Genomic DNA, 26,123 nt, shown 5'->3' on the forward strand with positions numbered 1-26,123 from the left:
CCGTTTTTGTTTCTCCCATGTGGCGCAGGCTGATTTACCACCCGGAAGTCAACTATGCACTGCGGCAAACGCTGGTGCTGTGTCTACCTGTGGCCATCGGGCTTCTGCTCGGCCATCTGCAGCAAGGGCTGCTGTTCTCTTTAGTTCCCGCCTGTTGCAATATTGCCGGTCTCGACACCCCGCATAAACGTTTTTTCAAACGCCTGATCGTTGGCGGCTGCCTGTTTGCCGGCAGCAGCCTGATTGTGCAATTGCTTCTGGCGCGCGACATCCCGTTGCCGCTTATCCTCAGCGCGCTGGCGCTGATTCTCGGCGTGACGGCGGAAATCAGCTCGCTACACGCTCGCCTGTTGCCGGCATCGCTTATCGCCGCCATTTTTACCTTAAGCCTGGCCGGCAATATGCCCATCTGGGAGCCGCTGCTTATCTATGCGCTGGGAACCTTGTGGTACGGACTCTTTAACTGGTTCTGGTTTTGGCTCTGGCGAGAGCAGCCGCTGCGCGAGTCGTTAAGCCTGCTTTACCGCGAACTGGCTAATTATTGCGAGGCCAAATATAGCCTCCTGACGCAGCACACTGACCCGACGACCTCCCTGCCGCCGCTGCTTACCCGCCAGCAGAAGGTGGTCGATTTAATTACCCAGTGCTATCAGCAAATGCATATGTTAGCCGCCAACCAGCGTAGCGATCATAAGCGACTGCTGCGCGCGTTCCAGGTTGGGCTGGATCTGCAGGAACATATTTCAGTGAGCCTGCACCAGCCGGAAGAGGTGCAAAAACTGGTGGAGCGCAGCCATGCGGAAGCGGTCATCCGCTGGAACGCGCAGACCGTCGCCGCGCGTCTGCGGGTGCTGGCGGATGATATTCTCTACCACCGCTACCCGCGCCGCTTTCAGATGGATAAGCAAATCGGTGCGCTGGAAAAAATCGCCTATCAGCATCCCGATAACCCGGTTGGCCAGTTCTGCGCCTGGCACTTCAGTCGTATCGCCCGCGTGCTACGTACTCAGCGCCCGCTGTACGCACGTAACCTGATGGCGGACAAAGAACGACGCCTGCCGCTGCTACCGGCCCTGAAGAACTACCTGTCATTGAAATCCCCGGCGCTGCGCAACGCCGCGCGCATCAGCGTAATGTTGAGCATCGCCAGCCTGATGGGCAGCGCCCTGCACCTGCCGAAGCATTACTGGATCCTGATGACCGTGCTGTTCGTGACGCAAAACGGTTACGGCGCCACCCGCGTGCGGATTGTCCACCGGGCGGCAGGCACCCTGGCGGGCCTGGTGATCGCCTGGCTGACCCTACACTTCCACGTACCGGAGAGTTATACGTTAAGCGGTATGTTGTTCATCACGCTGCTGAGCTATCTCATCATTCGTAAACACTACGGCTGGGCGATGGTGGGCTTTACCGTCACCGCGGTATATACCCTGCAGTTGCTAACGCTTAACGGCGAGCAGTTCATCGTCGCCCGCTTTATCGATACCATCATTGGCTGTCTGATCGCCTTTGGCGGGATGGTCTGGCTATGGCCGCAATGGCAGAGCGGCCTGCTACGTAAAAACGCCCACGATGCCCTGGAGGCCGATCAGGAGGCTATTCGGCTGATACTTAGCGCCGATCCGCAGGCCCCGGCGTTGGCCTACCAGCGTATGCGCGTCAACCAGGCGCACAACGCCCTGTATAACTCGCTTAACCAGGCGATGCAGGAACCGGGTTTTAACTCGCACTATCTGGAAGATATGAAGCTGTGGGTAACCCATAGCCAGTTTATCGTTGAGCATATCAACGCCATGACCACGCTGGCGCGCGAGCATACGATGCTAACGCCTGACCTGGCGCAGCGGTATCTGGAATCTTGTGAAATTGCGCTGCAGCGCTGTCAGCAGCGTCTGGATTCAGACGGGCCGGGCAGCGCGGGCGATGTAAATATTATGGAATCCCAGGACGGGGAAGTGTTGCGTGGGCCGCTCAGCACCCTTGAGCAGCATCTGCAGCGGATCCTCGGCCATCTGAACACCATGCACACCATTTCGTCGGTGGCATGGCGTCAGCGTCCGCATCACGGCATCTGGCTACGCACGACTAGGCGCTAAGCACGTTTTTAACCGCCTGCGCAAAGCGCGCCATCCCTTCGGCGATATCGCTATCATCAATCACCAGCGACGGCACAAAGCGCATTACGTCCGGCCCGGCGTTTAACACCATCACCCCGGCCTCCGCCGCGGCATAGAGGAAATCGCGCGCGCGTCCATGATGCTGCGGCTTAAGCGCGGCGCCGATTAACAACCCCATGCCGCGGATGTCGCTGAACAGATCAAACTGCGCATCGATCTGCTGCAGGTGTTCGACAAACAGCGCCCGTTTGGCATTCACGCCCTCCAGCACCTGCGGCGTGTTAATCAGGTTGAAAGCCGCGGTCGCCACCGCGCAGGCCAGCGGATTGCCGCCGTAGGTGGAGCCATGGGAACCGGCATGGAAGGCGCTGGCAATTTCATTGGTGGTCAACATCGCGCTAATCGGGAAACCGCCGCCGAGCGCTTTCGCGCTGGTCAGGATATCCGGGGTCACGCCGTAATGCATATAGGCGAACAGCGAACCGGTACGGCCCATACCGCACTGCACTTCATCAAATACCAGCAGTGCCTGATACTGGTCGCACAGTTCGCGCAGCCCCTGCAGGAACGCCGGCGTCGCCGCCATCACCCCGCCCTCGCCCTGAATCGGCTCAACCACCACCGCGCAGGTATGGTCATCGATCACCGCTTTCACCGCCTCGAGATCGTTAAATGGGACATGCACGATATCTGCCGGTTTCGGCCCGAAACCGTCAGAGTATTTCGGCTGACCACCAACCGAGACGGTGAACAGCGACCGTCCGTGGAAGGCATTATGGAAAGCGATGATTTTGGTTTTGTACGGGCTATGGCGAGTGATTGCGTAATGACGCGCCAGCTTGAACGCCGTTTCATTGGCTTCCGTACCGGAGTTCATAAACACCACGCGTTCGGCAAAAGTAGCGTCCACCAGTTGGCGACCCAGGCGCAGCGCCGGCTCGTTGGTAAAAACGTTGCTGGTGTGCCACAGGGTTTCGCCCTGCTCGTGCAGCGCCGCCACCAGCGCCGGGTGGCAGTGGCCCAGCGCGGTCACCGCAATCCCGCCGGCAAAATCAACGTACTCTTTGCCCTGCTGATCCCAAACGCGGCTGCCTTTCCCCTTCACCGGAATAAACTCCGCCGGTGCATAAATCGGCAGAATGACTTCATCGAATGTGGCGCGGGTGATTGCCGGTTGCTCTGTTGCCATGTGATGCCCATCCTTCTGTGTAACGTGCAATGATTGCGATGTTTTAATCACAAAATATGCATAATAAATCAACCCATGGCAACTACAAATCAGCGTTTAAGGAAGTTTTCCAGCAGTTGGTGTCCCTGTTCGCTAAGAATACTCTCCGGGTGGAACTGCACGCCTTCGAGATCCCACTGGCGATGGCGGATACCCATGATTTCACCGCTGGCGCTGCGGGCGGTAACGATAAAATCCGCGGGAAGGGTTGGCGGGTCGATAACTAATGAATGGTAACGCGTAACGGTGAGCGGGTTGTTTAACCCCTTAAAAACGCCCTCGCCGTTGTGCTCAATAAGCGACGTTTTACCATGCATGACCTGAGCGGCGCGTACGATGGCGGCGCCGAAGACCTGGGCGATAGCCTGATGACCCAGACACACGCCGAGCAGCGGGGTTTTTCCGGCATAACGGCGGATAACGTCCAGCGAAATACCTGACTCATCGGGCGTGCAGGGGCCCGGCGAAATAACGATTTTCTCCGGCGCCAGCGACGCTATCTCTGCCAGCGTTAACTCATCGTTACGCTTAACCAGCACCTCCGCCCCCAGTTCGCAAAAGTACTGGTACAGATTCCAGGTGAAAGAGTCATAGTTATCGATTAGCAGGATCATAGCGGCTCCGGAAAAAACAAAACCGGGCTATTCTACTCAGATTCCCGCGCTTCGCTTACCACTTTACGAAAGATCCGCTCCAGCGGTTCCGGGTCGCCCATCGCGCCCAGCTGGTTAGCCTGACTCCACGCATCCGGATCGATGCCCCGCCAGTCAAGCAGGTAGCCGGCGTGAATGGCCAACTGTTCGAAGAAGATCCTTTGCGTCAGGCCGTTGCCAAGACGGAACGGGTGCAGGACATTGATTTCGCCGTAGTACCAGCTCAGGCGCTCGACGAACGTCTCCCGGGGTTGTTCACACAGATAGTCCTCTTCTTCCAGCTTGCGCATCAGCGCGTTACCCTCTTTCTCTATCCACGCGAAGTGGCAAAACGGCGTATCGCCCTGGTAGATATCGATTTCCCGCAGTTTGCCCGCCCAGTCAAAGAGATCCTGATAAAGTTGCCGGTGAATGGCGCACAGATGCGGTAAGCCGCGGCCGCGCGGGCCCAACGGGATCGTCGCCGCGCGCAGGGAAGTGAATTCCCAGGCCGTTTGTTCCAGCCGCTGTGCCTGACGAATACCCAGCCGATTACGCAACACATCCAGCGTCGGATAGAGATAGGGGTCGCGATCGTCGCCATATTTAGCGCTCATGACGCCTCCTCAGCTCGGCAAGACGCGCCAGCGCTTCCTCAGCCGTCAAGGTAATGAGCGGTACCGTCGCGCCTTCAAGGCGTCGGCTGGCCTGAAAATTGGCATTGCGGGTCTGTTCCCAGAGCCGGGATTTTTGTTTATCGGTGAGTAAACGCATGGTCGCCTCCCTTGTCGTCCCCTGTGTGCCACAAGTATAAGCAGCAATTTCAGGTTACGCAGAGAGGCAAGCTGGACGCAGGCGGACCGCCCGCGCCTGAAGAAGATTACGGCAGCACTTTCGCCGAGAGAATAACGACCGGTTTGGACGGAACATTTTGGTATGGGCCGACGTTGTGGGTCGGAACCTGAGAAATTTTGTCGGCGACGTCCATTCCCTTCACCACTTTACCAAATACCGCGTAGCCAAAATCACGCTGCCCGTGGTCGAGGAAAGCGTTATCAGCCACGTTGATGAAGAACTGGCTGGTCGCGCTGTCCTGATCGGCGGTACGCGCCATGGCGATTGTCCCGCGGGTATTACGCAGGCCGTTGTCGGCTTCGTTTTTAATCGGCGGGTTCGGCTGCTTTTGCTGCATCTGCTCGTTAAAGCCGCCGCCCTGCACCATAAAGCCTGGGATCACCCGGTGGAAGGTCGTGTTGTTATAGAAACCGCTGTTCACGTACTTCAGGAAGTTATCGACAGAAATCGGCGCCTTCTGGCTATTCAGCTCCAACTCGATGTTGCCAGCAGAAGTGGTCAGCAGTACGTGCGGGTCGCCCTTGGCCGCCATGGCGGGGGAGAATGCTGAAATGGCGAATACGGCAGCCATCGCCGCCAGAGTGGATTTGAGCATGGAAATTCCTTAACGGAGCAGAGTAAAAAGCAAGTGCCTTGATTCTAAAGAGCCTTTGCATAGCGGGCTAGCCTTTTACCTAATTTTACTTAGCTGAAACACTTGTTACGAACTGACTCAGGGGTGAGCAATCTTATTAATGTGATCAATGTCACACAAAACCATGCAATAAGCTCTACATTTCAATATAAACGTTTGCCTTCATCACTTGAATGAATAAAATCTGTGCGCCCGGCGCAGCGTCAACGCGCTTTACCTATCTATTCACAGGCCTGTCATGACTAACAGCAATCGTATCAAGCTCACATGGATCAGCTTTTTCTCCTACGCCCTGACCGGCGCGTTGGTGATCGTCACCGGGATGGTGATGGGGAACATCGCGGATTATTTCCATCTGCCGGTGTCCAGTATGAGTAACACCTTTACCTTCCTCAATGCCGGTATTCTGATTTCTATCTTCCTGAATGCCTGGCTGATGGAGATCGTGCCGCTGAAAACCCAGCTGCGCTTCGGCTTTATCCTGATGCTGTTAGCTATCGCCGGGCTGATGTTCGGCCACAGCCTGACGCTGTTCTCCGCGTCGATGTTCGTGCTCGGTCTGGTCAGCGGGATCACCATGTCGATCGGTACTTTCCTGATTACCCACATGTATGAAGGCCGCCAGCGCGGCGCGCGTCTGCTGTTCACCGACTCCTTCTTCAGCATGGCGGGGATGATCTTCCCGATGGTCGCCGCCGTTCTGCTAGCGCGCAGCATCGAGTGGTACTGGGTTTACGCCTGTATCGGCCTGGTCTACGTTGCTATTTTCGTGCTGACTTTCGGCTGTGAGTTCCCGGTGCTTGGCAACAAAGCGCTGGCGGAAAACAGCCAGCCGGTAGTGAAAGAGAAATGGGGCATCGGCGTGCTGTTCCTTTCCATCGCCGCGCTATGCTACATCCTCGGCCAGTTGGGCTTTATCTCCTGGGTACCGGAATATGCCAAAGGCCTCGGCATGAGCCTCGGCGACGCCGGTAAGTTGGTCAGCGATTTCTGGATGTCCTATATGATCGGCATGTGGTCGTTCAGCTTCATCCTGCGCTTCTTCGACCTGCAGCGCATCCTGACCGTGCTGGCGGGCCTGGCGACAGTCCTGATGTATCTGTTCATTAACGGTTCGCCGGAGCATATGCCGTGGTTCATCCTGACCCTTGGCTTCTTCTCCAGCGCCATCTATACCTCGATCATTACTCTGGGCTCGCAGCAGACTAAAGTCGCTTCACCGAAGCTGGTGAACTTCATTCTGACCTGCGGCACTATCGGCACCATGCTGACCTTCGTGGTGACCGGGCCGATCGTCGCGGCCAGCGGCCCGCTGGCCGCGCTGCACACCGCGAACGGCCTCTATGCCGTGGTATTCGTGATGTGTCTGCTCCTTGGCTTCGTTTCCCGCCACCGTCAGAACGCGTCGGCGCACTAAGCCTTAGGCCCCTTTGCTTCGGCAAAGGGGCTATTTTTGGTAAAAAACAACTCCTCGCCACCTTTATCGGTCTGTATCCACGTCTGCGCCAGCTGCGTAGTCGCAATGACCCTTCCCTGACGAATTGACCACCGTACCGGCACCTGGCAGCGTACGGCTTCAAAACCGTTTTCCGCCGGCAAGATCACCAGATTGGCCGGGTTGCCGGTAGCAATGCCGTAATCGTTGAGCCCAAAGGTTCTGGCGCTGTTGTGGGTAATCAGCTGCAGACTGTCGTTAATCTGCTGATAGCCCATCAACTGGCAAACGTGTAGCCCCATATGCAGTACCTGTAGCATGTTGCCGGTTCCCAACGGATACCATGGGTCGAACACATCATCGTGGCCAAAACAGACATTAATGCCGGCCGCCATCAGCTCCTTGACCCGCGTCACGCCGCGCCGCTTCGGGTAGTCATCAAAGCGCCCCTGCAGATGAATATTGACCAGCGGGTTGGCGACGAAGTTAATGCCCGAGAGTTTTAACAGGCGGAACAGCCGCGAGGTATAAGCGCCATTGTAGGAGTGCATCGCGGTCGTATGACTCGCGGTCACCCGGGGGCCGATTCCCTCTTTTAATGCCAGCGCGGCGACCGTTTCGACAAAGCGCGACTGTTCATCGTCAATTTCATCGCAGTGGATATCCAGCGGACGCTGGTATTTCTGCGCCAGACGGAAAGCGATATGCAGTGATTCCACACCATATTCACGGGTAAATTCGAAATGCGGGATCGCCCCAACCACATCGGCGCCCAGCCGTAACGCCTCCTCCAGCAAACTCTCACCATTGGGGTAGGATAAAATCCCCTCCTGGGGGAAGGCGACTATCTGCAAATCGACCCACGGCGCTACCTCTTGTTTGACTTCCAGCATCGCTTTCAGCGCGGTCAACGTTGGGTCGGAAACATCGACATGGGTGCGGACAAACTGGATGCCGTTAGCGATTTGCCAGCGCAGGGTTTTCCACGCGCGGGCTTTCACATCCTCATGGCTTAGCAGCGCTTTACGCTCGGCCCAACGCTCAATCCCTTCGAACAACGTTCCGGACTGGTTCCAGTTCGGTTCTCCCGCCGTCTGCGTGGTATCGAGATGAATGTGCGGTTCGATAAACGGCGGGATGGCCAATCCGCCGCGGGCGTTAAGCACTTCGTAGCTTTCGCTGCGCGCCTCTCCCATCGGCGTAATGTCGCCGAATCGCCCTTTATCAATCGCAATCTGCCACAACCCTTCCCTCTTCGGCAGATGGACGTTCTGAATTAACCACAGCGGCGTTGTCGACATAGTTTGCTCCCCTGAATATTGCTTATTTCTTCCGCTGTCTTTGTACATAAAAAGAACAAAACGGAAAAGCCTGATTTTTCCGCAACTTATAAAAATCATTATAAATCATGAATATACTCATTAAGTGGTAGGTAAGTTCTAAATTGATTTGTATCAATGAGTGTAGTAGCTGAATCGTTAAGGTAGGCGGTAATAGAAAAGAAATCGAGGCAAAAATGAGCAAAGTCAGAATCGCTATTATCGGTAACGGCATGGTCGGCCATCGCTTTATCGAAGAGCTTCTTGATAAGGCGCCTGCCGGACAATTCGACATTACCGTGTTCTGTGAAGAGCCGCGTATCGCCTATGACCGTGTCCACCTGTCGTCTTACTTCTCCCATCACACTGCGGAAGAGCTGTCGCTGGTACGCGAAGGTTTCTATGAGAAACACGGCGTCAAGGTACTGGTCGGCGAACGCGCGATTACCATCAACCGTCAGGAAAAGGTGATCCACTCCAGCGCTGGCCGTACCGTTTTCTACGACAAGCTGATTATGGCGACTGGCTCATACCCGTGGATCCCGCCGATTAAAGGCGCGGAAACCCAGGATTGCTTCGTCTATCGTACTATTGAAGATCTTAACGCCATCGAATCCTGCGCCCGTCGCAGCAAACGCGGCGCGGTGGTCGGCGGTGGTCTGCTCGGCCTGGAAGCGGCTGGCGCGCTGAAAAATCTCGGCGTGGAAACCCACGTGATCGAGTTTGCGCCGATGCTAATGGCCGAGCAGCTCGACCAGATGGGCGGCGAGCAGCTGAAGCGTAAGATTGAAAGCATGGGTGTGAAAGTTCATACCAGCAAAAACACCAAAGAGATCGTTCAGCAGGGCACCGAGGCACGCAAAACGATGCGCTTCGCCGACGGTAGCGAACTGCAGGTCGATTTCATCGTCTTCTCTACCGGTATCCGTCCGCGCGACAAGCTGGCTACCCAGTGCGGTCTCGCCGTCGCCCAACGCGGCGGCATCATGGTCAACGATAGCTGCCAGACCTCCGATCCGGATATCTACGCTATCGGCGAATGCGCCAGCTGGAATAACCGCGTATACGGTCTTGTCGCCCCGGGCTACAAAATGGCGCAGGTTACCGTTGACCATATCCTCGGCAACGACAATCTGTTCACCGGCGCCGACCTCAGCGCCAAGCTGAAGCTGCTCGGCGTTGACGTTGGCGGTATCGGTGACGCCCACGGGCGCACGCCGGGCGCGCGTAGCTACGTCTATCTCGACGAAAGCAAAGAGGTCTACAAACGGCTCATTGTCAGCGAAGATAACAAAACCCTGCTCGGCGCGGTACTGGTCGGCGACACCAGCGATTACGGCAACCTGCTGCAGCTGGTGCTGAATGCCATCGAGCTGCCGGAAAACCCGGATTCGCTGATCCTCCCGGCCCACGCCGGCAGCGGCAAGCCGTCCATCGGCGTGGATAAACTGCCGGACAGCGCGCAGATTTGTTCCTGCTTCGACGTCAGCAAAGGCGACCTGATCGCCGCTATCAATAAAGGCTGCCACACCGTGGCGGCGCTGAAAGCGGAAACCAAAGCCGGAACCGGCTGCGGCGGCTGTATTCCGCTGGTGACGCAGGTGCTCAACGCCGAGCTGGCGAAACAGGGTATCGAAGTGAACAACAATCTGTGTGAGCACTTCGCCTACTCTCGCCAGGAGCTGTTCCACCTGATCCGCGTCGAAGGCATCAAAACCTTCGACGAACTGCTGGAAAAACATGGTCAGGGCTACGGCTGTGAAGTCTGTAAGCCGACCGTCGGTTCCCTGCTGGCCTCCTGCTGGAATGAGTACATCCTCAAACCACAGCACACGCCGCTGCAGGACACCAACGATAACTTCCTCGCCAACATCCAGAAAGATGGCACCTACTCGGTTATCCCGCGCTCCGCAGGCGGCGAAATTACGCCAGAAGGCCTGGTTGCCGTCGGTCGCATCGCGCGCGAATTTAATCTGTATACCAAAATCACCGGCTCCCAGCGTATCGGCCTGTTCGGCGCGCAAAAAGACGACCTGCCGGAAATCTGGCGTCAACTGATTGAAGCCGGCTTCGAAACCGGCCATGCCTACGCCAAAGCGTTACGTATGGCGAAAACCTGCGTCGGCAGTACCTGGTGCCGCTACGGCGTCGGCGATAGCGTCGGCTTCGGCGTAGAACTGGAAAACCGCTATAAAGGTATCCGTACCCCGCACAAAATGAAGTTCGGCGTCTCCGGTTGTACCCGTGAATGCGCGGAAGCGCAGGGTAAAGACGTTGGGATCATCGCCACCGAGAAAGGCTGGAACCTGTACGTGTGCGGTAACGGCGGGATGAAACCACGCCACGCCGATCTGCTGGCCGCGGACCTCGATCGCGATACGCTCATCAAATATCTCGACCGCTTTATGATGTTCTACATCCGCACCGCCGATAAGCTGACCCGTACCGCGCCGTGGCTGGACAACATGGAAGGCGGTATCGACTATCTGCGCAGCGTCATCATCGACGATAAGCTGGGCCTGAACGATCACCTTGAAGAAGAGCTGGCTCGCCTGCGCGCCGCTTTTGCCTGCGAATGGACCGAGACCGTCAATAACCCGGCGGCGCAGACGCGCTTCAAACACTTTATCAACAGCGATCAGCGCGACCCGAACGTTCAGGTGGTGCCGGAACGTGACCAGCATCGCCCGGCCACGCCCTATGAGCGCATCCCGGTCACGCTGGTGGAGGAAAACGTATGAGCCAGTGGGTAAACATCTGCAAAATTGACGACATCCTGCCGGCGACCGGCGTCTGTGCGCTGCTGGGGCAACAGCAGGTAGCTATCTTCCGTCCGTACCATGACGACAGAGTGTTCGCCATCAGCAATATCGATCCGTTCTTCAATGCCAGCGTGCTGTCCCGCGGGATTATCGCTGAGCATGACGGCGCGCTGTGGGTTGCCAGCCCGCTGAAAAAGCAGCGCTTCCGCCTCAGCGACGGGCTGTGCATGGAAGATGAGAGCCACTCCATCGCCCACTACGAAGCCCGTGTTAAAGATGGCAAAGTGCAGCTGAAAGCCTGATGCCGCAAGGTTCCCTCCGCGCCGCGGGGGGAACCATATCATCAGCTTATGACCACTAATAAGTAGAGGCGGCAAAATTCATATCTCCGTGATTCCCTCTGCTGCTATGCTACGACCGCACTCCCTTTCCCCCCCTTGCCGTGAGGATCTGCCGTGGACCACTTACCTATTTTTTGCCAACTACGCGATCGCGACTGCTTGCTGGTCGGCGGCGGCGATGTCGCTGAACGCAAGGCGCGCCTGTTGCTCGACGCAGGCGCCCGGTTAACGGTGAACTCACGCCAGTTTACTCCGCAGTTTCAGGTGTGGGCCGAGGCGCAAATGCTGACGCTGGCGCAGGGCGATTTCAATCCTGCGCTGCTCGATAACTGCTGGCTGGCGATCGCCGCCACCGACGATGATGTCGTTAATCAGCAGGTCAGCGAGGCCGCTGAATCACGGCGTATTTTCTGCAACGTGGTGGATGCGCCCCGTCAGGCCAGCTTTATCATGCCGTCAATTATCGACCGCTCGCCGCTGATGGTCGCCGTGTCTTCCGGCGGTACCTCCCCGGTGCTGGCGCGCCTGCTGCGTGAAAAGCTCGAATCGCTGCTGCCGCTGCACCTCGGGCAAATCGCCCGCTATGCCGGGCAGTTGCGCTCAAGGGTGAAAAAACAGTTCGCTACCGTCGGCGAGCGCCGCCGCTTCTGGGAAAAGCTGTTTGTTAACGATCGTCTCGCCCAATCGCTGGCGAACGATGATCGTCAGGCCGTTGCCGACACCACGGAACAGTTATTGAATGAGCCGCTGGAACATCGCGGCGAAGTGGTGCTGGTGGGCGCCGGTCCGGGCGATGCCGGGCTGCTCACCCTCAAGGGACTGCAGCAGATCCAGCAGGCCGATGTAGTGGTTTATGACCGACTGGTCTCCGACGACATTATGAACCTGGTGCGCCGTGACGCCGATCGGGTGTTTGTCGGCAAACGTGCAGGCTATCACTGCGTGCCGCAGGAGGAGATTAACCAAATCCTGCTGCGCGAAGCGCAAAGCGGCAAACGTGTTGTACGTCTGAAAGGCGGCGATCCGTTTATTTTTGGCCGCGGCGGCGAAGAGCTGGAGACCCTCTGCGCGGCAGGTATTCCGTTCTCGGTGGTGCCGGGGATCACCGCCGCCTCCGGCTGCTCGGCCTACTCCGGCATTCCGCTCACCCACCGCGATTTCGCCCAGGGCGTACGCCTGATCACCGGCCATCTGAAAACCGGTAGCGATCTCGACTGGCAAAATCTGGCGGCGGAAAAACAGACGCTGGTGTTCTATATGGGGCTAAACCAGGCGGCGGCGATCCGCGAAAAACTGATCGCCAACGGCATGGCGGCGGATATGCCGGCCGCTATCGTCGAAAACGGCACCGCGGTCAACCAGAAGGTCGTCACCGGCACTCTGGATCGGCTGGATATCCTGGCGCAGCAGATGGCCAGCCCGGCGTTAATTATCGTGGGCCGCGTGGTGGCGCTACGCGACAAGCTGAACTGGTTTTCTCACCATTAAGCTAATGCGCTCTGACAAAGACAAAAAAACCGGGATAATCCGGTTTTTTTACCTTCAGCGAGCCTTATTACGGCTTAGCGACAAAGCCAATCGCTTCATATACCGCTTTCAGAGTCTTAGAAGCGTGCGCGCTGGCCTTCTCGGCGCCCTCTTTCATCACCTGATTAAGGAACGCTTCGTCGTTGCGGAAACGGTGATAGCGCTCCTGCAGCTCGGTCAGCATCCCGGAAACGGCTTCGGCGACTTCACCTTTCAGATGGCCGTACATTTTACCTTCAAAGTGCTGTTCCAGCTCCGGAATGCTCTGGCCGGTGACGGCGGAGAGGATATCCAGCAGGTTGGAAACGCCCGCTTTGTTTTGCACATCGTAACGGACAACCGGCGGCTCGTCGGAATCGGTCACCGCGCGTTTGATCTTCTTAACTACCGATTTCGGGTCTTCCAGCAGGCCAATGACGTTGTTGCGGTTGTCATCGGACTTGGACATCTTCTTGGTCGGCTCCAGCAGCGACATGACGCGCGCGCCGGACTTAGGAATAAACGGCTCAGGCACTTTAAAGATATCGCCATAGATAGCGTTAAAGCGCTGCGCAACGTCGCGGCTCAGCTCAAGATGCTGTTTCTGATCTTCGCCTACCGGTACCTGGTTGGTCTGGTACAGCAGGATGTCAGCGGCCATCAGTACCGGGTAGTCAAACAGACCGGCGTTGATGTTCTCGGCGTAGCGCGCGGACTTGTCCTTAAACTGGGTCATACGGCTCAGTTCGCCGAAATAGGTGTAGCAGTTGAGCGCCCAGCCCAGCTGTGCGTGTTCCGGCACGTGAGACTGGACGAAAATGGTGCTCTTTTGCGGATCGATACCGCAGGCCAGATACAGCGCCAGCGTATCCAGCGTTGCTTTACGCAGGTTCTGCGGATCCTGACGCACGGTGATCGCGTGCTGGTCAACGATGCAGTAAATACAGTGATAGTCATCCTGCATGTTTACCCATTGACGCAGCGCACCCATATAGTTGCCAATGGTCAATTCACCTGAGGGCTGTGCGCCACTAAAAACGATGGGCTTAGTCATTTTTTAATTCCTGAGTTTCACTGTACGGTAGCCCAAGAGCGGGCAAGAGTTCATTAAATTGGTCAAAGATAAAATCCGGCTCGCTCAGCGCTATCGGCTCGCCGTAGTTATAGCCGTAAGTCAGACCGATAGAGCGGCAACCTGCCGCTTTCGCCGCCTGAATATCATTGCGCGAATCCCCGACGAACAAGAGTTCGGCAGGCGTCAGAGAGAGCTTTTGCGCCACCAGCAGCAGCGGATCCGGATGCGGCTTTTTGTTCTTCACATCGTCGCCGCCGATCACCACGCTAAAGTATTTCGCGATATCCAGCGCCTCGAGCAAGGGCGCCACGAACGGCGTTGGTTTGTTGGTGACCAGCGCCAGCGGCAGGCCTTTGGCATGCAGCGCGCCGAGCGTATCGGCCACCGCCGGGAACAAGAAACTACCTTCTTCCGCCGCTTCGGCGTAATAGCGGTCGAACAGTTTACGCAAAACGCGTAGCTGTTCGTCTTGCGGTATATCATGATCGTCGACGGAAGGTTTCCCCATCGCCGCGCGTAACGTGGCGCGCTCCTGGCGAGCCCAGTTCAGCGCCCGCTCCATCAGGACGTCTGCGCCGTTGCCAATCCAGGTCACGACGCGTTCTTCACCTGCCACCGGCAGTTCCAGCGCATAAAGCGCGCTATCAACGGCGGCGGTTAGACCCGGCGCGCTATCGACCAGCGTACCGTCCAGGTCGAATGCCACGCCGCGGATGGCCTGTAATTTATCCATGACTAACCTTCGCTAATTCACTACGCATTTGATCAATAACTTTTTTGTAGTCCGGCTGGCCGAAGATCGCCGAACCCGCGACAAACATATCCGCACCGGCGGCGGCAATTTCACCAATATTGCTGGCTTTCACGCCGCCATCGACTTCAAGGCGAATGTCGTAACCGGATTGATCGATAAGCTGACGCACCTGACGCAGTTTTTCAAGGGTGTGCGGAATAAAGGACTGGCCGCCAAAGCCTGGGTTAACCGACATCAGCAGGATCACATCCAGCTTATCCATAACGTAATCGAGGTAACTCAGCGGCGTTGCCGGGTTGAATACCAGCCCCGCTTTACAGCCATGCTCTTTGATAAGCTGCAGGCTGCGGTCGACGTGTTCAGAGGCTTCCGGGTGGAAAGTGATAATGCTGGCGCCGGCTTCGGCAAAATCAGGAATGATGCGGTCGACCGGCTTTACCATCAGGTGCACATCGATCGGCGCGGTAATGCCGTAGTTGCGCAGCGACTTCAGTACCATCGGGCCAATCGTCAGATTCGGCACATAGTGGTTGTCCATGACGTCGAAGTGTACGACATCCGCACCCGCCGCCAGTGCCTTAGCGGTATCCTCGCCCAAACGGGCAAAATCAGCCGACAGAATCGAAGGGGCAATCAAATACTGCTTCATCCGCATCTCCTTGAAATTTATTTGGTCTTCGGTGGACGGTACAGCGCTAAGAGCTCGTCCACCTTTTTACGCGTACCACCATTGCTGCTGATGCTGCGCCGAACCTTCACAATATGCGTTTCCGCCGCGTTTTTATACCACTCCTGCGTCAGCGGCGTGCGGTGGTTTGAGATAAGCACCGGGATCCGCTTTTTCATCAACGATTCCGCCTTTTTCGCCAGCAGTACCTGCTGATCAAGGTTGAAACTGTTGGTGTGGTAGGCGGTAAAATTCGCCGTCGCCGTCAGCGGCGCGTACGGCGGATCGCAATAGACTACCGCCCGGCTATCGGCGCGCTTCATACACTCTTCATAAGATTCGCAGTAAAACTCGGCGTTCTGCGCCTTGGCGGCGAAGTGATAGAGCTCAGCCTCGGGGAAATAGGGCTTTTTGTAGCGGCCAAACGGCACGTTGAACTCGCCGCGCAGGTTGTAGCGGCACAGGCCGTTGTAGCCATGACGATTCAGATACAGGAACAGCACCGCGCGACGCAGGGGATCCTGACTCTGGTTGAATTCATCACGGTACTGGTAGTAGCGCTCCGCGGCGTTGTTTTCCGGCGTAAACATCTCACGTGCCGCGCTGACGTATTCGTCGGTGCGCAATTTGACGATGTTATACAGACCGATCAGGTCGCTATTGATATCCGCGAGGATATAACGAGAAAAGTCGGTATTCAGGAATACCGACCCGGCGCCCACGAAGGGCTCAATCAAGCATTCACCTTCCGGCAAATGCTTTTTAATATCGTCAAGCAGGGGGTATTTCCCCCCTGCCCACTTCAGAAAAGCGCGATTCTTTTTCATGCTGCCTAACTAATTACACTTTCTCCGGCTGTGGAGAAATCGCTCCGACAGCATCCTGCGCTTAAGACTACTCGCGGCATTACTTCAGGTCAGCTTGTACCTGATGCAGCGGTTTTGCCCATGGATTTTTCGCCTGAACATCCGCAGGGAGCGTGGCGACAGCACGTTTCGCTTCATCTTTCGAAGCGTAGATGCCGCTGACCAGCACATACCACGGTTGACCGTTGCGAGTCGTCTCATAGACAACATATTTTTCCAGCTTCTCTTTCTTCGCCCAGTTATTCAGGTTGTTGTAGTTAGAGGAGCTGCTGAGCTGCAACGTATAGTTGCCAGACGGCGCAGACTTCATCGAACCAACATCGCCAGCCGTTTTGCTGCCAGCCGCTGCGGTCGCCGCAGGCGCGGTGGCCGCCGGGGTGGAGGTCGTTGCGGCAGGCGCAGTCGCGGTAGCCGTTGGCGCGGTTGTCGCAGCCGGTTTAGTCTGCGCAGTGGCGACAGGCTTGCTGGCGGTAGCCGCCGGCGCGCTCTCTACGCGCTTAGGCTTAGTTTCAACCGGCGCTTTGGCGGTCGCCTGCGGCTTGCTTTGCGGTTTCGGTTCAATCACCACCTGTTTACGCTCGGCAGGACGCGGCGCGGCGGCCGTCTGGCGTTCGGTCGTTTGACGCGGCGCGGCGCCATTACGCATCGGCGCAACGGTCGCAGGTTCGGTCGGTAAGGTGGAGTTAGCAACAGCGCTATCCAGTTGACCCTGCTGTTGAGTCAGCGCATTGTTCAGGTCGCCCTGAACTTCCACACGCTGCTGGCCCTGCGGCTCGGAGGCGAGTTGACCCTGAGTCGGATTAGAGGCGATCGGCGGCAGAGAAACGTCCTGCGGCTGTTGTTGGTTGGTGTTGCCCGCAGTTTGATCGACCGGCTGCGCGGCATTGTTGTTCTGGTCAGCGGTCATGCTTTGATCGCCTGACAGATTAACGCTCTTTTCACCAGAAGCGGATTCATTGGAAGAAGATGGCGATTTCAGCGCCGAACCCACGCCGACAATCAGCAGCAGGAGTACCAGCACCCCGACGCCCATCATGACATACTGGCGGGAAGCCGGTTTAGCAGGGGCCTTTTTGCGTTTACGCGGGCGGCGTTCAACCTGCTGCTCTTCTTCTTCGGACTCGAGGTCCTCTTCGTACTCTTCTTCATCGCGTTCACGACGGGCTTTGTTCGCGCGCGTCGGACGGCCTTCATCGGCCTCAAGATCGAGATCGTCGAAATTGATCTGCGGATCGGCGTCACGCTCGGAAGACTGACGGGAACGACCAGCACGACGATCGTTGCGATCGGCTTTCATATCGTCTTCTGGTTTGAAATCATCCATTTAACACCCCACTAAAAGGCTTATGCTCACGATTATTGCATGTTGCCCGAAATGATAACGCCGCGCGGACGCGGCTAGACCTTCTTATTGTTGCGCCTGCTGAGTATCAGCAATCGCGCCAAGAACTACATCGTGCGACACTCCGCCGCGGACCTCGCTCTTTCCTATAGCGAGCGGTAATACCAGGCGCATTTCGCCTGCCAGTACCTTTTTATCACGCATCATGTGAGGCAAATACGCTTCTGCAGACATTTCCTGCGGCCCGCGTACCGGCAACCCTGCACGTTGCAACAGCGCAATCATACGCTGCGTATCCTGCGCGCTAAACTGCCCTAAACGCTCGGACGTATGCGCCGCCATGACCATTCCTGCCGCCACAGCTTCGCCATGTAGCCAGTTACCGTAGCCCATTTCAGCTTCGATAGCATGGCCAAATGTATGTCCCAGATTCAGTAAAGCACGTAACCCGGTTTCGCGCTCGTCAGCAGCGACAACTTCGGCTTTTAGCTCACAACAACGGCGAATACAGTACGCCATCGCTGATTCATCCAGCGCCATCAGCGCATCGATGTTGTCTTCAAGCCAGCAGAAGAACTCGCCGTCGAGGATAATGCCGTACTTAATAACCTCAGCCAGGCCGGAGGAGAGCTCACGCTTCGGCAAGGTTTTGAGACAATTAAGGTCGACGACCACGGAAACCGGCTGCCAGAAGGCGCCAATCATATTTTTACCGAGGGGATGGTTTACGGCCGTTTTACCGCCAACCGAAGAGTCCACCTGCGAAAGCAGCGTGGTGGGAACTTGAATAAAACGTACGCCGCGCTGATAGCTCGCAGCGGCAAAACCGGTTAAATCGCCAACCACGCCGCCGCCGAGCGCCACGAGTGTGGTGTCGCGGCCATGTGGTTTTTGCAACAGCGCGGTAAATACCGTATCCATCACCGCCAGGCTTTTATACTGCTCGCCATCCGGCAGGATCACGCTGTCAACGTTGACACCCGCTTGCTCCAGTACGGAGCGAACGGTATCAAGATAAAGCGGCGCCAGCGTTTCATTGGTGACCAGCATGACCTGGTCGCCTGATTTCAGTGGCAGAAAAGAAGCTGGATCGTTAAACAAACCAGCCGCGATGGTAATCGGGTAACTACGTTCCCCGAGAGTTACAGTCAGCTTCTCCATAACGCGACGTCCACCTCAGTTGCTTTACTCTGACGCACTTTATTAAGCCAGAATTAGTTGCTTTCCAGCATATGAATAATCTGGTTTGCAACGACTTTCGCGCTTTGATCGTCGGTGCGGATAGTGACATCGGCGATCTCTTCATACAGTGGATTACGTTCATCTGCCAACGCTTCAAGAACTTCACGTGGCGGCGCATCTACTTGTAATAAAGGACGCTTTTTATCGCGCTGCGTACGAGCAAGTTGTTTTTCGATCGTTGTTTCCAGGTAGACCACCACGCCGCGGGCGGAGAGACGGTTACGCGTTTCACGGGATTTTACTGAGCCGCCGCCAGTGGCGAGTACGATTCCCTGTTTTTCCGTCAACTCATTGATGATTTTTTCTTCACGATCGCGGAAGCCTTCTTCGCCTTCGACATCGAAGACCCAGCCGACGTCTGCGCCAGTGCGTTTCTCAATCTCTTGATCAGAATCGTAAAATTCCATGTTGAGCTGTTGGGCTAACTGGCGCCCAATAGTGCTTTTGCCGGCACCCATAGGCCCAACCAGAAAGATATTGCGTTTCTCTGCCATTTTTTCGGTACTACTAAGACTATTCGTTAATGATAAACCCGCTTCGCAGACACCCAGCGCAGCAGGACATGAACTGAAACCTCATATGCAATAGAGCGAGAGTCAGACTAAAAATTATCTCAATACTCCGGCTGGTTTGGCAACAGAATAAAATCGCCGGACATAAAGGGAGGATTGATGTCGTACCCGACTCTCAAATCGGTACCCCTTGTATGCTAAATCCGTCCCCGCGTCAAACACCTGAAACGTGTTTAGCATGAAAAACCCGCTTAATGTACTGCCAGAATACGCGGCGTGATGAAGACAACCAGTTCACGTCGTTCATTATCTTTACCATCATGGCGAAACAGCTGCCCGAGCAAGGGGATTTCGCCAAGCAACGGCACGCTGTCGCGCGCCGACTTATTCTTTTGCGAAAAAATACCGCCCAGCGCCAGGGTCTCGCCGCTTTTCACCTCGACTAAGGTTTCAATTTCTTGCTTATCAATTGCCAACGCTTCGCCATTCTCCTGCTGCAGTACCTGGCCTGGCGTATTTTCGCTAATGCGCAGCTTCAGGCGCACGCGATCCTGCTGTAGCACCGTCGGCGTCACTTCCATCCCCAGGACCGCCTCTTTAAACTCAACCGAGGTGGCGCCGCTTTCTCCGCTGGAGACCTGATAGGGGATTTCGCTGCCCTGTTTGATACTAGCGGGTTGCATATGCGACGCCAGCAGGCGTGGACTGGCGATGATGTCCACCTGCTGCTTTTGCTCCAGCGCGGAAAGCTCCAGCTCCAGTAATCGCCCGTTGATCCGGCCGATATTAAAGCCGCCGCGGGTGGTTGCATCTGACACCGCCAGGTTGCTACTCAGGTTGGTCATTTTCCCCATCCCCGGCGTACTGCTGGCCTCCGCCAGGCTCCACTTCACGCCAAGCTCACGCAGGCTGGTCGCGCTCATTGACACAATGTGCGCCGCCAGTTCCACCTGCCCGACCGGCAGATCCATCTCTTCAGCCCACGCCTTCAGCGCCGGCAAATGACGATCGTCGTCGCGGATTAGCAGACGATTAGTACGCCGATCGACAGTCATCGTGCCGCGGGCGCTCAACAGCTTGCCCCCGGATTTCGCCAGTTCGTCTGCGTCGGCATAGCGCAGCGGGATACTGTGGTTACGTAATGGCAGATTCTGCCAGCGTCTGGCCTGCTCGGCTTCCTGCTGCGCCCGTTTTGCTTGCTGCCACGCCTGTGTATGGATGTACAACACCGTGCCCTGCCGGGCCATTGTCAGCCCGGCGCTATCGACAACCGACTGGAGCGCCTGTCGCCAGGGAACGCTGTTTAAGTGGAGCGACAATGTACCACTGACCTCCGGCGCCACGATTACATTAAGATTTTGCATTTCCGCCAGGCTTTGCAGTACCTGGACCACCGGTACATCATCGACCACCAGCGACACCGGCGGTTCTTTTTTCGTCGCCGCGGCCAGCAACGGCAACAGCAGAAGTAGCAACGGGCTTATCCTTCGCATCATGTTGGCTTCCCTTACGTGACCAGACCCAGCTTGCGGGTTCACACCCGGCGCTGGCCTCCAGAGTTAATGTTTCTGCCGTTAGCTGTCGAATTCGCCAACCGCCAGGCAAAACGTCGTTGCGTCGTACACGCCGCCACTGACCGGTGTGATCCTGAATAAGAGCCAGCCACAGCGCCGGGTGGCCAGTTCCGCCGCCGTAGCGCCACTGTGTCAGTGGCGTGATCTGGCAGCGATCCTCGACGGGTAAAAAAGGATCCCGCGCCCCTGTCAGCAGAGGACAAACCAACAGCAGCATGTATCCTTTATGTTTCATCGTCCCTCTCCAGCTGCAGCGACAACTGCAACGCTCCTTTTTCGGCATTCAATGAAAAAGCGCCAGGATGTACCCCGCAATCGGCAAGCCAGGCAAACAGCGGCGGCACCGCCTGCCAGTCAACCACGGCAAGCATTTCGCCACCGCGCCCCCTCGGTTGCCAGGCCTGTAAGGCGACGCCGGCGACAGGCGGCTCCAGCGGCGAAAAATGCCGGGCCGTCCAACTATGGACTACGCGTTGCTGCAGCGTGGCGCGCAGCGGCAATATTCGCCGCCATTGCGCCTGTAGCGGCACATTCGCGGGCGGTGAAACGCTGACAGCAGCAAGCGAAAACGCCAGACACATTGCCGCAGCCAACACTGCGCCGCAGAGTAACATCAACGACCACCCACGCAGCGCCAGCAGGCGTTCAATCGCTACCCGCATCGGTGGTTTCTCCTGCAAGGAAAAAGCTGAATGACCAGCGCCCCTGTGCATCACGCCGCGTCGCCCCTGGCGTAACCGGTTGAAAATCCTCCAGCTTGCTGAGCGCTTTTTCCAGCGCCGCCACCGCCTTGAGGTTCAGCGCCAGGCCGTTGAGGGTGATGCCCTGTGGCTGGTAGTCCAGCCTGGTCAGCCACAGCGGCTCCGGCAATAGTGCAGCCAGCGATAACAGTCGCGGCTGCCAGGCACGCGTCTCCGCCCATCGCTGCGCTCGCCGTGCCTGCCGCGCACCGCGCTGTATTTCCTCACGCATCTCCCGCTCGCGTTGCAACAGCGCGGAATAAAGCAGATTGTCGGCCTGGGTGCGCATTACCTGCTGCGCCACATCCATCTGACGTAACGTGCGCGTCGCTATCGTCAGGGTGGCGATGCTTAGCGCCATCGCCGCCGCCAGCAGCCCGCCCAGGCGCAAGCATTGCCGCCGTCGCGTCTCGCGCCACGGCAGAAGATTAATCTGCTGCGCCATAGTTATTTACCTCCCAGCGCCAAACCAAGCGCGATAGCAAAGCGATCGCCGCAGGCGGGAAGCGGCGGCTGCAGGCGGTGGATCACGCTCCAGCAATCGAAGCTATTTTCCGCCAACGGCAGGCTGCTACAGAGCTGGAACTGTTCATCATTGAGGCGCGAGGTTAAGTGCGAGAAAGAGGGGGCTTCAGCGCATGGACAATAGCCCCAGCGCTCCTGGGTCGCCCATAACCACTGCGCGTCCCCCTGCCAGACCAGGCCCTGAGTCGCGTCTGCCAGCCAGGGAAAAAAAGAAGTGAGAGCAGCCGCATCCGGTACGATAGCCGCCAGGCGCAGCTTAAGCCTCCGCGCCAGCTGACGCAGGGCGTCGATATCTAAACGCTGAGCCGCCGTCGCCTGCCAGCCATCGTTTGCCGCGCGGGCGGCGTAATCGATACACAGCGAAGAGGCAGGCATTTCCAGCTGACGCGCCATCGTGCCCGCTATCCATGTCGCTCTTTCGCTTTCCCGCAGCGACACCTGTGGCGCGGGCAACTGCTTTTGCAGCGTACGGCTGGCAGGAAGCGCAATGCACACCTGATGCTGTAACGGCAGCTCGCGGCGCCATTCACGTAACCGCTTCACCATCTCATTAAGGTCAACGATGCTGCCCTGCGCCACCAGGCCGGGCGGCAGCGGAATTCGCCACCAGCGACGCAAAGCCCAGCGCCCGCGTTCGTATAACAGCGCCACGATGGCGACGCTATCCTGTTGAATGTGAATTCCTATACGCCAATTTCTGAAAGTCATGCTTAGATCTCCTTATCCGCGATTGCGATTCAAGGAGCAGCCTGGATATACCATGTGGCGACAGGGGGGCTTTTAGCGTCGATCGACACGCCGTCCGGAAGGCATAGCGCCAGCAAGCCGCCCCGTAGGGGTATATCAATGCTCCTGGCTTGCCTTTATACTACCGCGCGTTTGTTTATAAACTGCCCAAATAAAACTAAATGGGAATTCTCCGGTGAAGTTCGTAAAGTATCTTTTTATCCTTGCAGTTTGTTGCGTTCTGCTGGGAGCAGGCTCGATTTATGGCCTCTACAAATTTATAGAGCCGCAACTCCCCGATGTCGCGACCTTAAAGGATGTGCGCTTGCAGATCCCGATGCAGGTTTATAGCGCGGACGGCGAGCTTATTGCGCAATATGGCGAAAAGCGCCGCATCCCCGTCACTCTGCAGCAGATGCCGCCGGAGCTGATAAAAGCGTTTATCGCGACTGAAGATAGCCGCTTCTATGAGCATCATGGCGTCGATCCGGTGGGGATTTTCCGCGCCGCCAGCGTGGCGATGTTCTCAGGCCATGCCTCGCAGGGCGCCAGTACCATCACTCAGCAGCTCGCACGTAACTTTTTCCTCAGTCCGGAAAAAACGATAACGCGTAAGATCAAAGAAGTTTTCCTCGCAATCCGCATCGAACAGCTGCTGAATAAAGACGAAATTCTCGATCTTTACCTCAACAAAATTTACCTCGGCTACCGTGCCTATGGCGTCGGCGCCGCCGCGCAGGTTTACTTCGGTAAATCAGTCGATCAGCTGACGCTGAGCGAAATGGCGGTTATCGCCGGTCTGCCGAAAGCGCCTTCCACCTTTAACCCGCTCTATTCGCTGGACCGCGCGACCGCGCGTCGCAACGTGGTGCTGTCGCGAATGTTAAGCGAAGGCTATATCACTCAGGCACAGTACGATCAGGCGCGCAGCGAAGCGATTGACGCCAGCTACCATACGCCGGAAATCGCCTTCTCCGCCCCGTATCTGAGCGAAATGGTGCGTCAGGAGATGGTCAACCGCTACGGCGAGCAGGCCTACGAAGACGGCTATCGCGTCTACACCACCATCACGCGTAAAAATCAGCAGGCCGCCCAGCAGTCGGTGCGTAAAAACGTGCTCGATTACGACATGCGCCACGGCTATCGTGGCCCGGCCAATGTGCTGTGGAAAGTTGGCGAGACCCCGTGGGATAACAAAAAAATCCTCGATACGCTGAAAAAACTGCCGGGCGTCGGCCCACTGGCACCGGCGGTAGTCACCTCCGCGAACCCGCAGGAAGCGGTCGCGTTGCTGGGCAACGGCTCGTCGGTGGCGTTAACGATGGATGGCGTGCGCTGGGCACGTCGCTACGTTTCCGATACGCAACAAGGCTCGACGCCGCGCAAAGTGACCGACGTCATTCAGACCGGGCAGCAAATTTGGGTGCGCAAAGAGGGCGACAAATGGTGGCTGTCGCAGGTGCCGGAAGTAAACTCCGCGCTGGTATCTATCAACCCGCAAAATGGCGCGATTATCGCTCTGGTCGGCGGCTTTGACTTCAATCAGAGTAAGTTCAACCGCGCTACCCAGGCGCTGCGTCAGGTTGGCTCCAATATCAAGCCGTTCCTTTATACCGCGGCGATGGACAAAGGCTTAACCCTCGCCAGTATGCTTAACGATGTGCCGATCTCCCGCTGGGATGCCGGCGCGGGCTCCGACTGGCGGCCGAAAAACTCGCCGCCGCAGTACGCCGGCCCTATTCGTCTGCGTCAGGGATTAGGCCAGTCGAAGAACGTGGTGATGGTGCGCGCGATGCGCGCAATGGGCGTCGATTATGCGGCAGAGTATCTGCAGCGTTTCGGCTTCCCGGCGCAGAACATCGTCCATACCGAATCACTGGCGCTGGGTTCCGCTTCCTTTACCCCGCTACAGGTCGCCCGCGGCTATTCGGTAATGGCCAACGGCGGCTTCCTGATTAATCCGTACTTTATTAGCAAGATTGAGAACGATCAGGGCGGCGTGCTGTTTGAAGAGCGGCCTAAGATCGCCTGTCCGCAGTGTAATTCGCCGGTGATCTACGGCGATACGCCGAAATCCAATGTGCTGGAAAACCAGGATGTTGAAGAGGTCGCCACCTCTCAGGAGCCGCAAAACGGCGACGTTCCGCCGCAGCCGCAGCTTGAGCAGGCTAATCAGTCGCTGGTCGCGCAAAGCGGCGCGCCGGAGTATGCCCCGCATGTCATCAACACGCCGTTGGCCTTCCTGATTAAGAGCGCGCTGAATACCAATATTTTCGGCGAACCGGGCTGGATGGGCACCGGCTGGCGTGCGGGCCGCGACCTGCAGCGTCATGATATCGGCGGCAAAACCGGTACCACCAACAGCTCAAAAGACGCATGGTTCTCCGGCTACGGTCCTGGCGTCGTGACGTCGGTGTGGATTGGCTTCGATGACCACCGCCGCGATTTGGGCCGTACCACCGCTTCCGGCGCGATTAAAGATCAGATTTCGGGTTATGAAGGCGGCGCTAAAAGCGCCCAACCGGCCTGGGATGATTTTATGAAACGGGTACTGGAAGGCGTGCCGGAAGAGCCGTTAACGCCGCCGCCGGGTATTGTGACGGTGAATATCGACCGCAGCACAGGTCAACTGGCTAACGGCGGCAACAGCCGCGCCGAGTACTTCATCGAGGGCACGCAGCCTACCCATCAGGCGGTGCGCGAAGTTGGCACCACCATTACCGATAGCGGTGGCGAAACCCACGAGTTGTTCTAATGCAAGCCACCTTCTAAAAGGTGGCCTGAGAGCAGCAAAAAAACCACCGAAATGAACTGCACCCAAAAAGTTGGACACCCAACGAAGTAAGGTGCAGTTTTTTTATGAGCAAAGAATTCCAGCAGGCTCAGGTTGATGATGACCTTCTATCATTGCTATCTCAGACAAAAAAAGGCTTACTGTTCTAAAAAACTTCCGATGTCCCTTTCCATGGAAACAACTAAGACAAGGATTTTTTATGTCAAGAAAACTAGCTCCTGGTTACTGTATCGTCGAACAGCCGGGCTCTATATCTCTTCAGGCTGGGTTGTTATTCCGAAACCGCAATAGCAGTGCCGCGCGTTACTTTGAACAGCTAAATGCAGGTACGCCTTGGGTCAAACCTGGGCAAATACTCATTGTCGCCGACCCAAATAGCACGATGACAGAACAGACACTCCGTTTGCTCCATCAGGCAAAACTGATCTTGCCCACGTAATATGGACACGGTGCTAAGCGAGGTTCTGGTTTTCAAAT

At 56.9% G+C, this 26,123-nt stretch carries 24 protein-coding genes; 6 read left to right on the plus strand and 18 right to left on the minus strand.

Annotation, left to right across the window (positions count from 1 at the left end; translation table 11 throughout):
- Nucleotides 1-17: 17 nt before the first annotated feature.
- The gene (locus ABLU78_RS13010) at nt 18-2,096 is read left to right on the plus strand and encodes a YccS/YhfK family putative transporter (RefSeq protein WP_048230005.1); all 2,079 of its coding nucleotides are present in this window, start codon (nt 18-20) and stop codon (nt 2,094-2,096) included.
- Here the strand turns inward: ABLU78_RS13010 and ABLU78_RS13015 are convergent.
- The 5 genes from ABLU78_RS13015 to ppiA all read right to left on the minus strand — a co-directional run bounded on the left by ABLU78_RS13015 (nt 2,086) and on the right by ppiA (nt 5,427).
- Nucleotides 2,086-3,306 (minus strand): aspartate aminotransferase family protein, encoded by a 1,221-nt coding sequence (locus tag ABLU78_RS13015; RefSeq protein ID WP_015369401.1) that lies wholly within the window; start codon nt 3,304-3,306, stop codon nt 2,086-2,088. The two genes, ABLU78_RS13010 and ABLU78_RS13015, sit on opposite strands and share 11 nt — an antisense overlap.
- A gap of 89 nt (nt 3,307-3,395) precedes the next feature.
- Nucleotides 3,396-3,959, minus strand: coding sequence for an aminodeoxychorismate synthase component 2 (gene pabA / locus ABLU78_RS13020; RefSeq protein WP_015369400.1), 564 nt, complete (start codon nt 3,957-3,959; stop codon nt 3,396-3,398).
- Nucleotides 3,960-3,991: 32 nt separating this feature from the next.
- Entirely contained in the window at nt 3,992-4,594 is a 603-nt protein-coding gene (locus ABLU78_RS13025; RefSeq protein ID WP_015369399.1) for a putative adenosine monophosphate-protein transferase Fic, read from the minus strand.
- On the minus strand, nt 4,584-4,751 hold the full coding sequence (locus tag ABLU78_RS13030) for a YhfG family protein (RefSeq protein ID WP_064506480.1): 168 nt from the start codon (nt 4,749-4,751) through the stop codon (nt 4,584-4,586). Before ABLU78_RS13030 ends, ABLU78_RS13025 begins: the two co-directional genes overlap by 11 nt.
- 106 nt (nt 4,752-4,857) lie before the next feature.
- Nucleotides 4,858-5,427: a peptidylprolyl isomerase A gene (gene ppiA, locus ABLU78_RS13035; protein ID WP_015369397.1), complete on the minus strand. Its 570-nt coding sequence runs from the start codon at nt 5,425-5,427 to the stop codon at nt 4,858-4,860.
- 277 nt (nt 5,428-5,704) lie between these two features.
- On the opposite strand from ppiA, the gene tsgA reads away from it, so the two are divergent.
- A complete protein-coding gene (tsgA, locus tag ABLU78_RS13040) occupies nt 5,705-6,883 on the plus strand; it encodes an MFS transporter TsgA (protein ID WP_015369396.1) in 1,179 nt (392 codons plus the stop codon).
- Here the strand turns inward: tsgA and ABLU78_RS13045 are convergent.
- Nucleotides 6,880-8,202, minus strand: coding sequence for a cytosine deaminase (locus ABLU78_RS13045; RefSeq protein ID WP_045361162.1), 1,323 nt, complete (start codon nt 8,200-8,202; stop codon nt 6,880-6,882). The two genes, tsgA and ABLU78_RS13045, sit on opposite strands and share 4 nt — an antisense overlap.
- Before the next feature lie 215 nt (nt 8,203-8,417).
- On the opposite strand from ABLU78_RS13045, the gene nirB reads away from it, so the two are divergent.
- The 3 genes from nirB to cysG all read left to right on the plus strand — a co-directional run bounded on the left by nirB (nt 8,418) and on the right by cysG (nt 12,811).
- Complete coding sequence (gene nirB / locus ABLU78_RS13050; protein ID WP_015369394.1) at nt 8,418-10,961, plus strand: nitrite reductase large subunit NirB; 2,544 nt, start codon at nt 8,418-8,420, stop codon at nt 10,959-10,961.
- Entirely contained in the window at nt 10,958-11,284 is a 327-nt protein-coding gene (gene nirD / locus ABLU78_RS13055; protein ID WP_015369393.1) for a nitrite reductase small subunit NirD, read from the plus strand. The genes nirB and nirD overlap by 4 nt, the downstream gene beginning before the upstream one ends.
- 153 nt (nt 11,285-11,437) lie before the next feature.
- Nucleotides 11,438-12,811 (plus strand): siroheme synthase CysG, encoded by a 1,374-nt coding sequence (gene cysG / locus ABLU78_RS13060; protein ID WP_045361164.1) that lies wholly within the window; start codon nt 11,438-11,440, stop codon nt 12,809-12,811.
- A 67-nt stretch (nt 12,812-12,878) separates the two neighbouring features.
- Here the strand turns inward: cysG and trpS are convergent, their stop codons facing one another.
- The 12 genes from trpS to pilM all read right to left on the minus strand — a co-directional run bounded on the left by trpS (nt 12,879) and on the right by pilM (nt 22,834).
- Complete coding sequence (gene trpS / locus ABLU78_RS13065) at nt 12,879-13,883, minus strand: tryptophan--tRNA ligase (RefSeq protein WP_015369391.1); 1,005 nt, start codon at nt 13,881-13,883, stop codon at nt 12,879-12,881.
- Nucleotides 13,876-14,637 carry a phosphoglycolate phosphatase gene (gene gph / locus ABLU78_RS13070; RefSeq protein ID WP_020077804.1) on the minus strand — a complete coding sequence of 254 codons (762 nt, stop codon included), beginning with the start codon at nt 14,635-14,637 and terminating at the stop codon, nt 13,876-13,878. Before gph ends, trpS begins: the two co-directional genes overlap by 8 nt.
- Nucleotides 14,630-15,307 carry a ribulose-phosphate 3-epimerase gene (gene rpe / locus ABLU78_RS13075; RefSeq protein ID WP_015369389.1) on the minus strand — a complete coding sequence of 226 codons (678 nt, stop codon included), beginning with the start codon at nt 15,305-15,307 and terminating at the stop codon, nt 14,630-14,632. The genes gph and rpe overlap by 8 nt, the downstream gene beginning before the upstream one ends.
- Before the next feature lie 17 nt (nt 15,308-15,324).
- Nucleotides 15,325-16,152, minus strand: a complete 828-nt coding sequence (gene dam, locus ABLU78_RS13080; RefSeq protein WP_015369388.1) for an adenine-specific DNA-methyltransferase — start codon at nt 16,150-16,152, stop codon at nt 15,325-15,327.
- A gap of 79 nt (nt 16,153-16,231) precedes the next feature.
- Nucleotides 16,232-17,515: a cell division protein DamX gene (gene damX / locus ABLU78_RS13085; RefSeq protein WP_048230002.1), complete on the minus strand. Its 1,284-nt coding sequence runs from the start codon at nt 17,513-17,515 to the stop codon at nt 16,232-16,234.
- 84 nt (nt 17,516-17,599) lie between these two features.
- On the minus strand, nt 17,600-18,694 hold the full coding sequence (aroB, locus tag ABLU78_RS13090; RefSeq protein WP_015369386.1) for a 3-dehydroquinate synthase: 1,095 nt from the start codon (nt 18,692-18,694) through the stop codon (nt 17,600-17,602).
- A gap of 53 nt (nt 18,695-18,747) precedes the next feature.
- Nucleotides 18,748-19,269: a shikimate kinase AroK gene (aroK, locus tag ABLU78_RS13095; protein ID WP_002920267.1), complete on the minus strand. Its 522-nt coding sequence runs from the start codon at nt 19,267-19,269 to the stop codon at nt 18,748-18,750.
- Nucleotides 19,270-19,538: 269 nt separating this feature from the next.
- Nucleotides 19,539-20,783, minus strand: a complete 1,245-nt coding sequence (gene hofQ / locus ABLU78_RS13100) for a DNA uptake porin HofQ (protein WP_047054560.1) — start codon at nt 20,781-20,783, stop codon at nt 19,539-19,541.
- Entirely contained in the window at nt 20,689-21,096 is a 408-nt protein-coding gene (locus ABLU78_RS13105; protein WP_072044747.1) for a HofP DNA utilization family protein, read from the minus strand. The genes hofQ and ABLU78_RS13105 overlap by 95 nt, the downstream gene beginning before the upstream one ends.
- Entirely contained in the window at nt 21,086-21,523 is a 438-nt protein-coding gene (locus ABLU78_RS13110; protein ID WP_048230000.1) for a hypothetical protein, read from the minus strand. The genes ABLU78_RS13105 and ABLU78_RS13110 overlap by 11 nt, the downstream gene beginning before the upstream one ends.
- A complete protein-coding gene (locus ABLU78_RS13115) occupies nt 21,507-22,046 on the minus strand; it encodes a PilN domain-containing protein (RefSeq protein WP_048229999.1) in 540 nt (179 codons plus the stop codon). The genes ABLU78_RS13110 and ABLU78_RS13115 overlap by 17 nt, the downstream gene beginning before the upstream one ends.
- A 2-nt stretch (nt 22,047-22,048) precedes the next feature.
- Nucleotides 22,049-22,834 carry a pilus assembly protein PilM gene (gene pilM / locus ABLU78_RS13120; RefSeq protein ID WP_048229997.1) on the minus strand — a complete coding sequence of 262 codons (786 nt, stop codon included), beginning with the start codon at nt 22,832-22,834 and terminating at the stop codon, nt 22,049-22,051.
- A 214-nt stretch (nt 22,835-23,048) separates the two neighbouring features.
- Between pilM and mrcA the strand changes: the two genes are divergently transcribed.
- On the plus strand, nt 23,049-25,607 hold the full coding sequence (mrcA, locus tag ABLU78_RS13125) for a peptidoglycan glycosyltransferase/peptidoglycan DD-transpeptidase MrcA (protein WP_048229994.1): 2,559 nt from the start codon (nt 23,049-23,051) through the stop codon (nt 25,605-25,607).
- Nucleotides 25,608-26,123 lie beyond the last annotated feature (516 nt).

It is taken from the genome of Klebsiella sp. JN_Kp122 (assembly GCF_040062085.1).
In the GTDB taxonomy this organism is placed as follows: Bacteria; Pseudomonadota; Gammaproteobacteria; order Enterobacterales; family Enterobacteriaceae; genus Klebsiella; species Klebsiella aerogenes.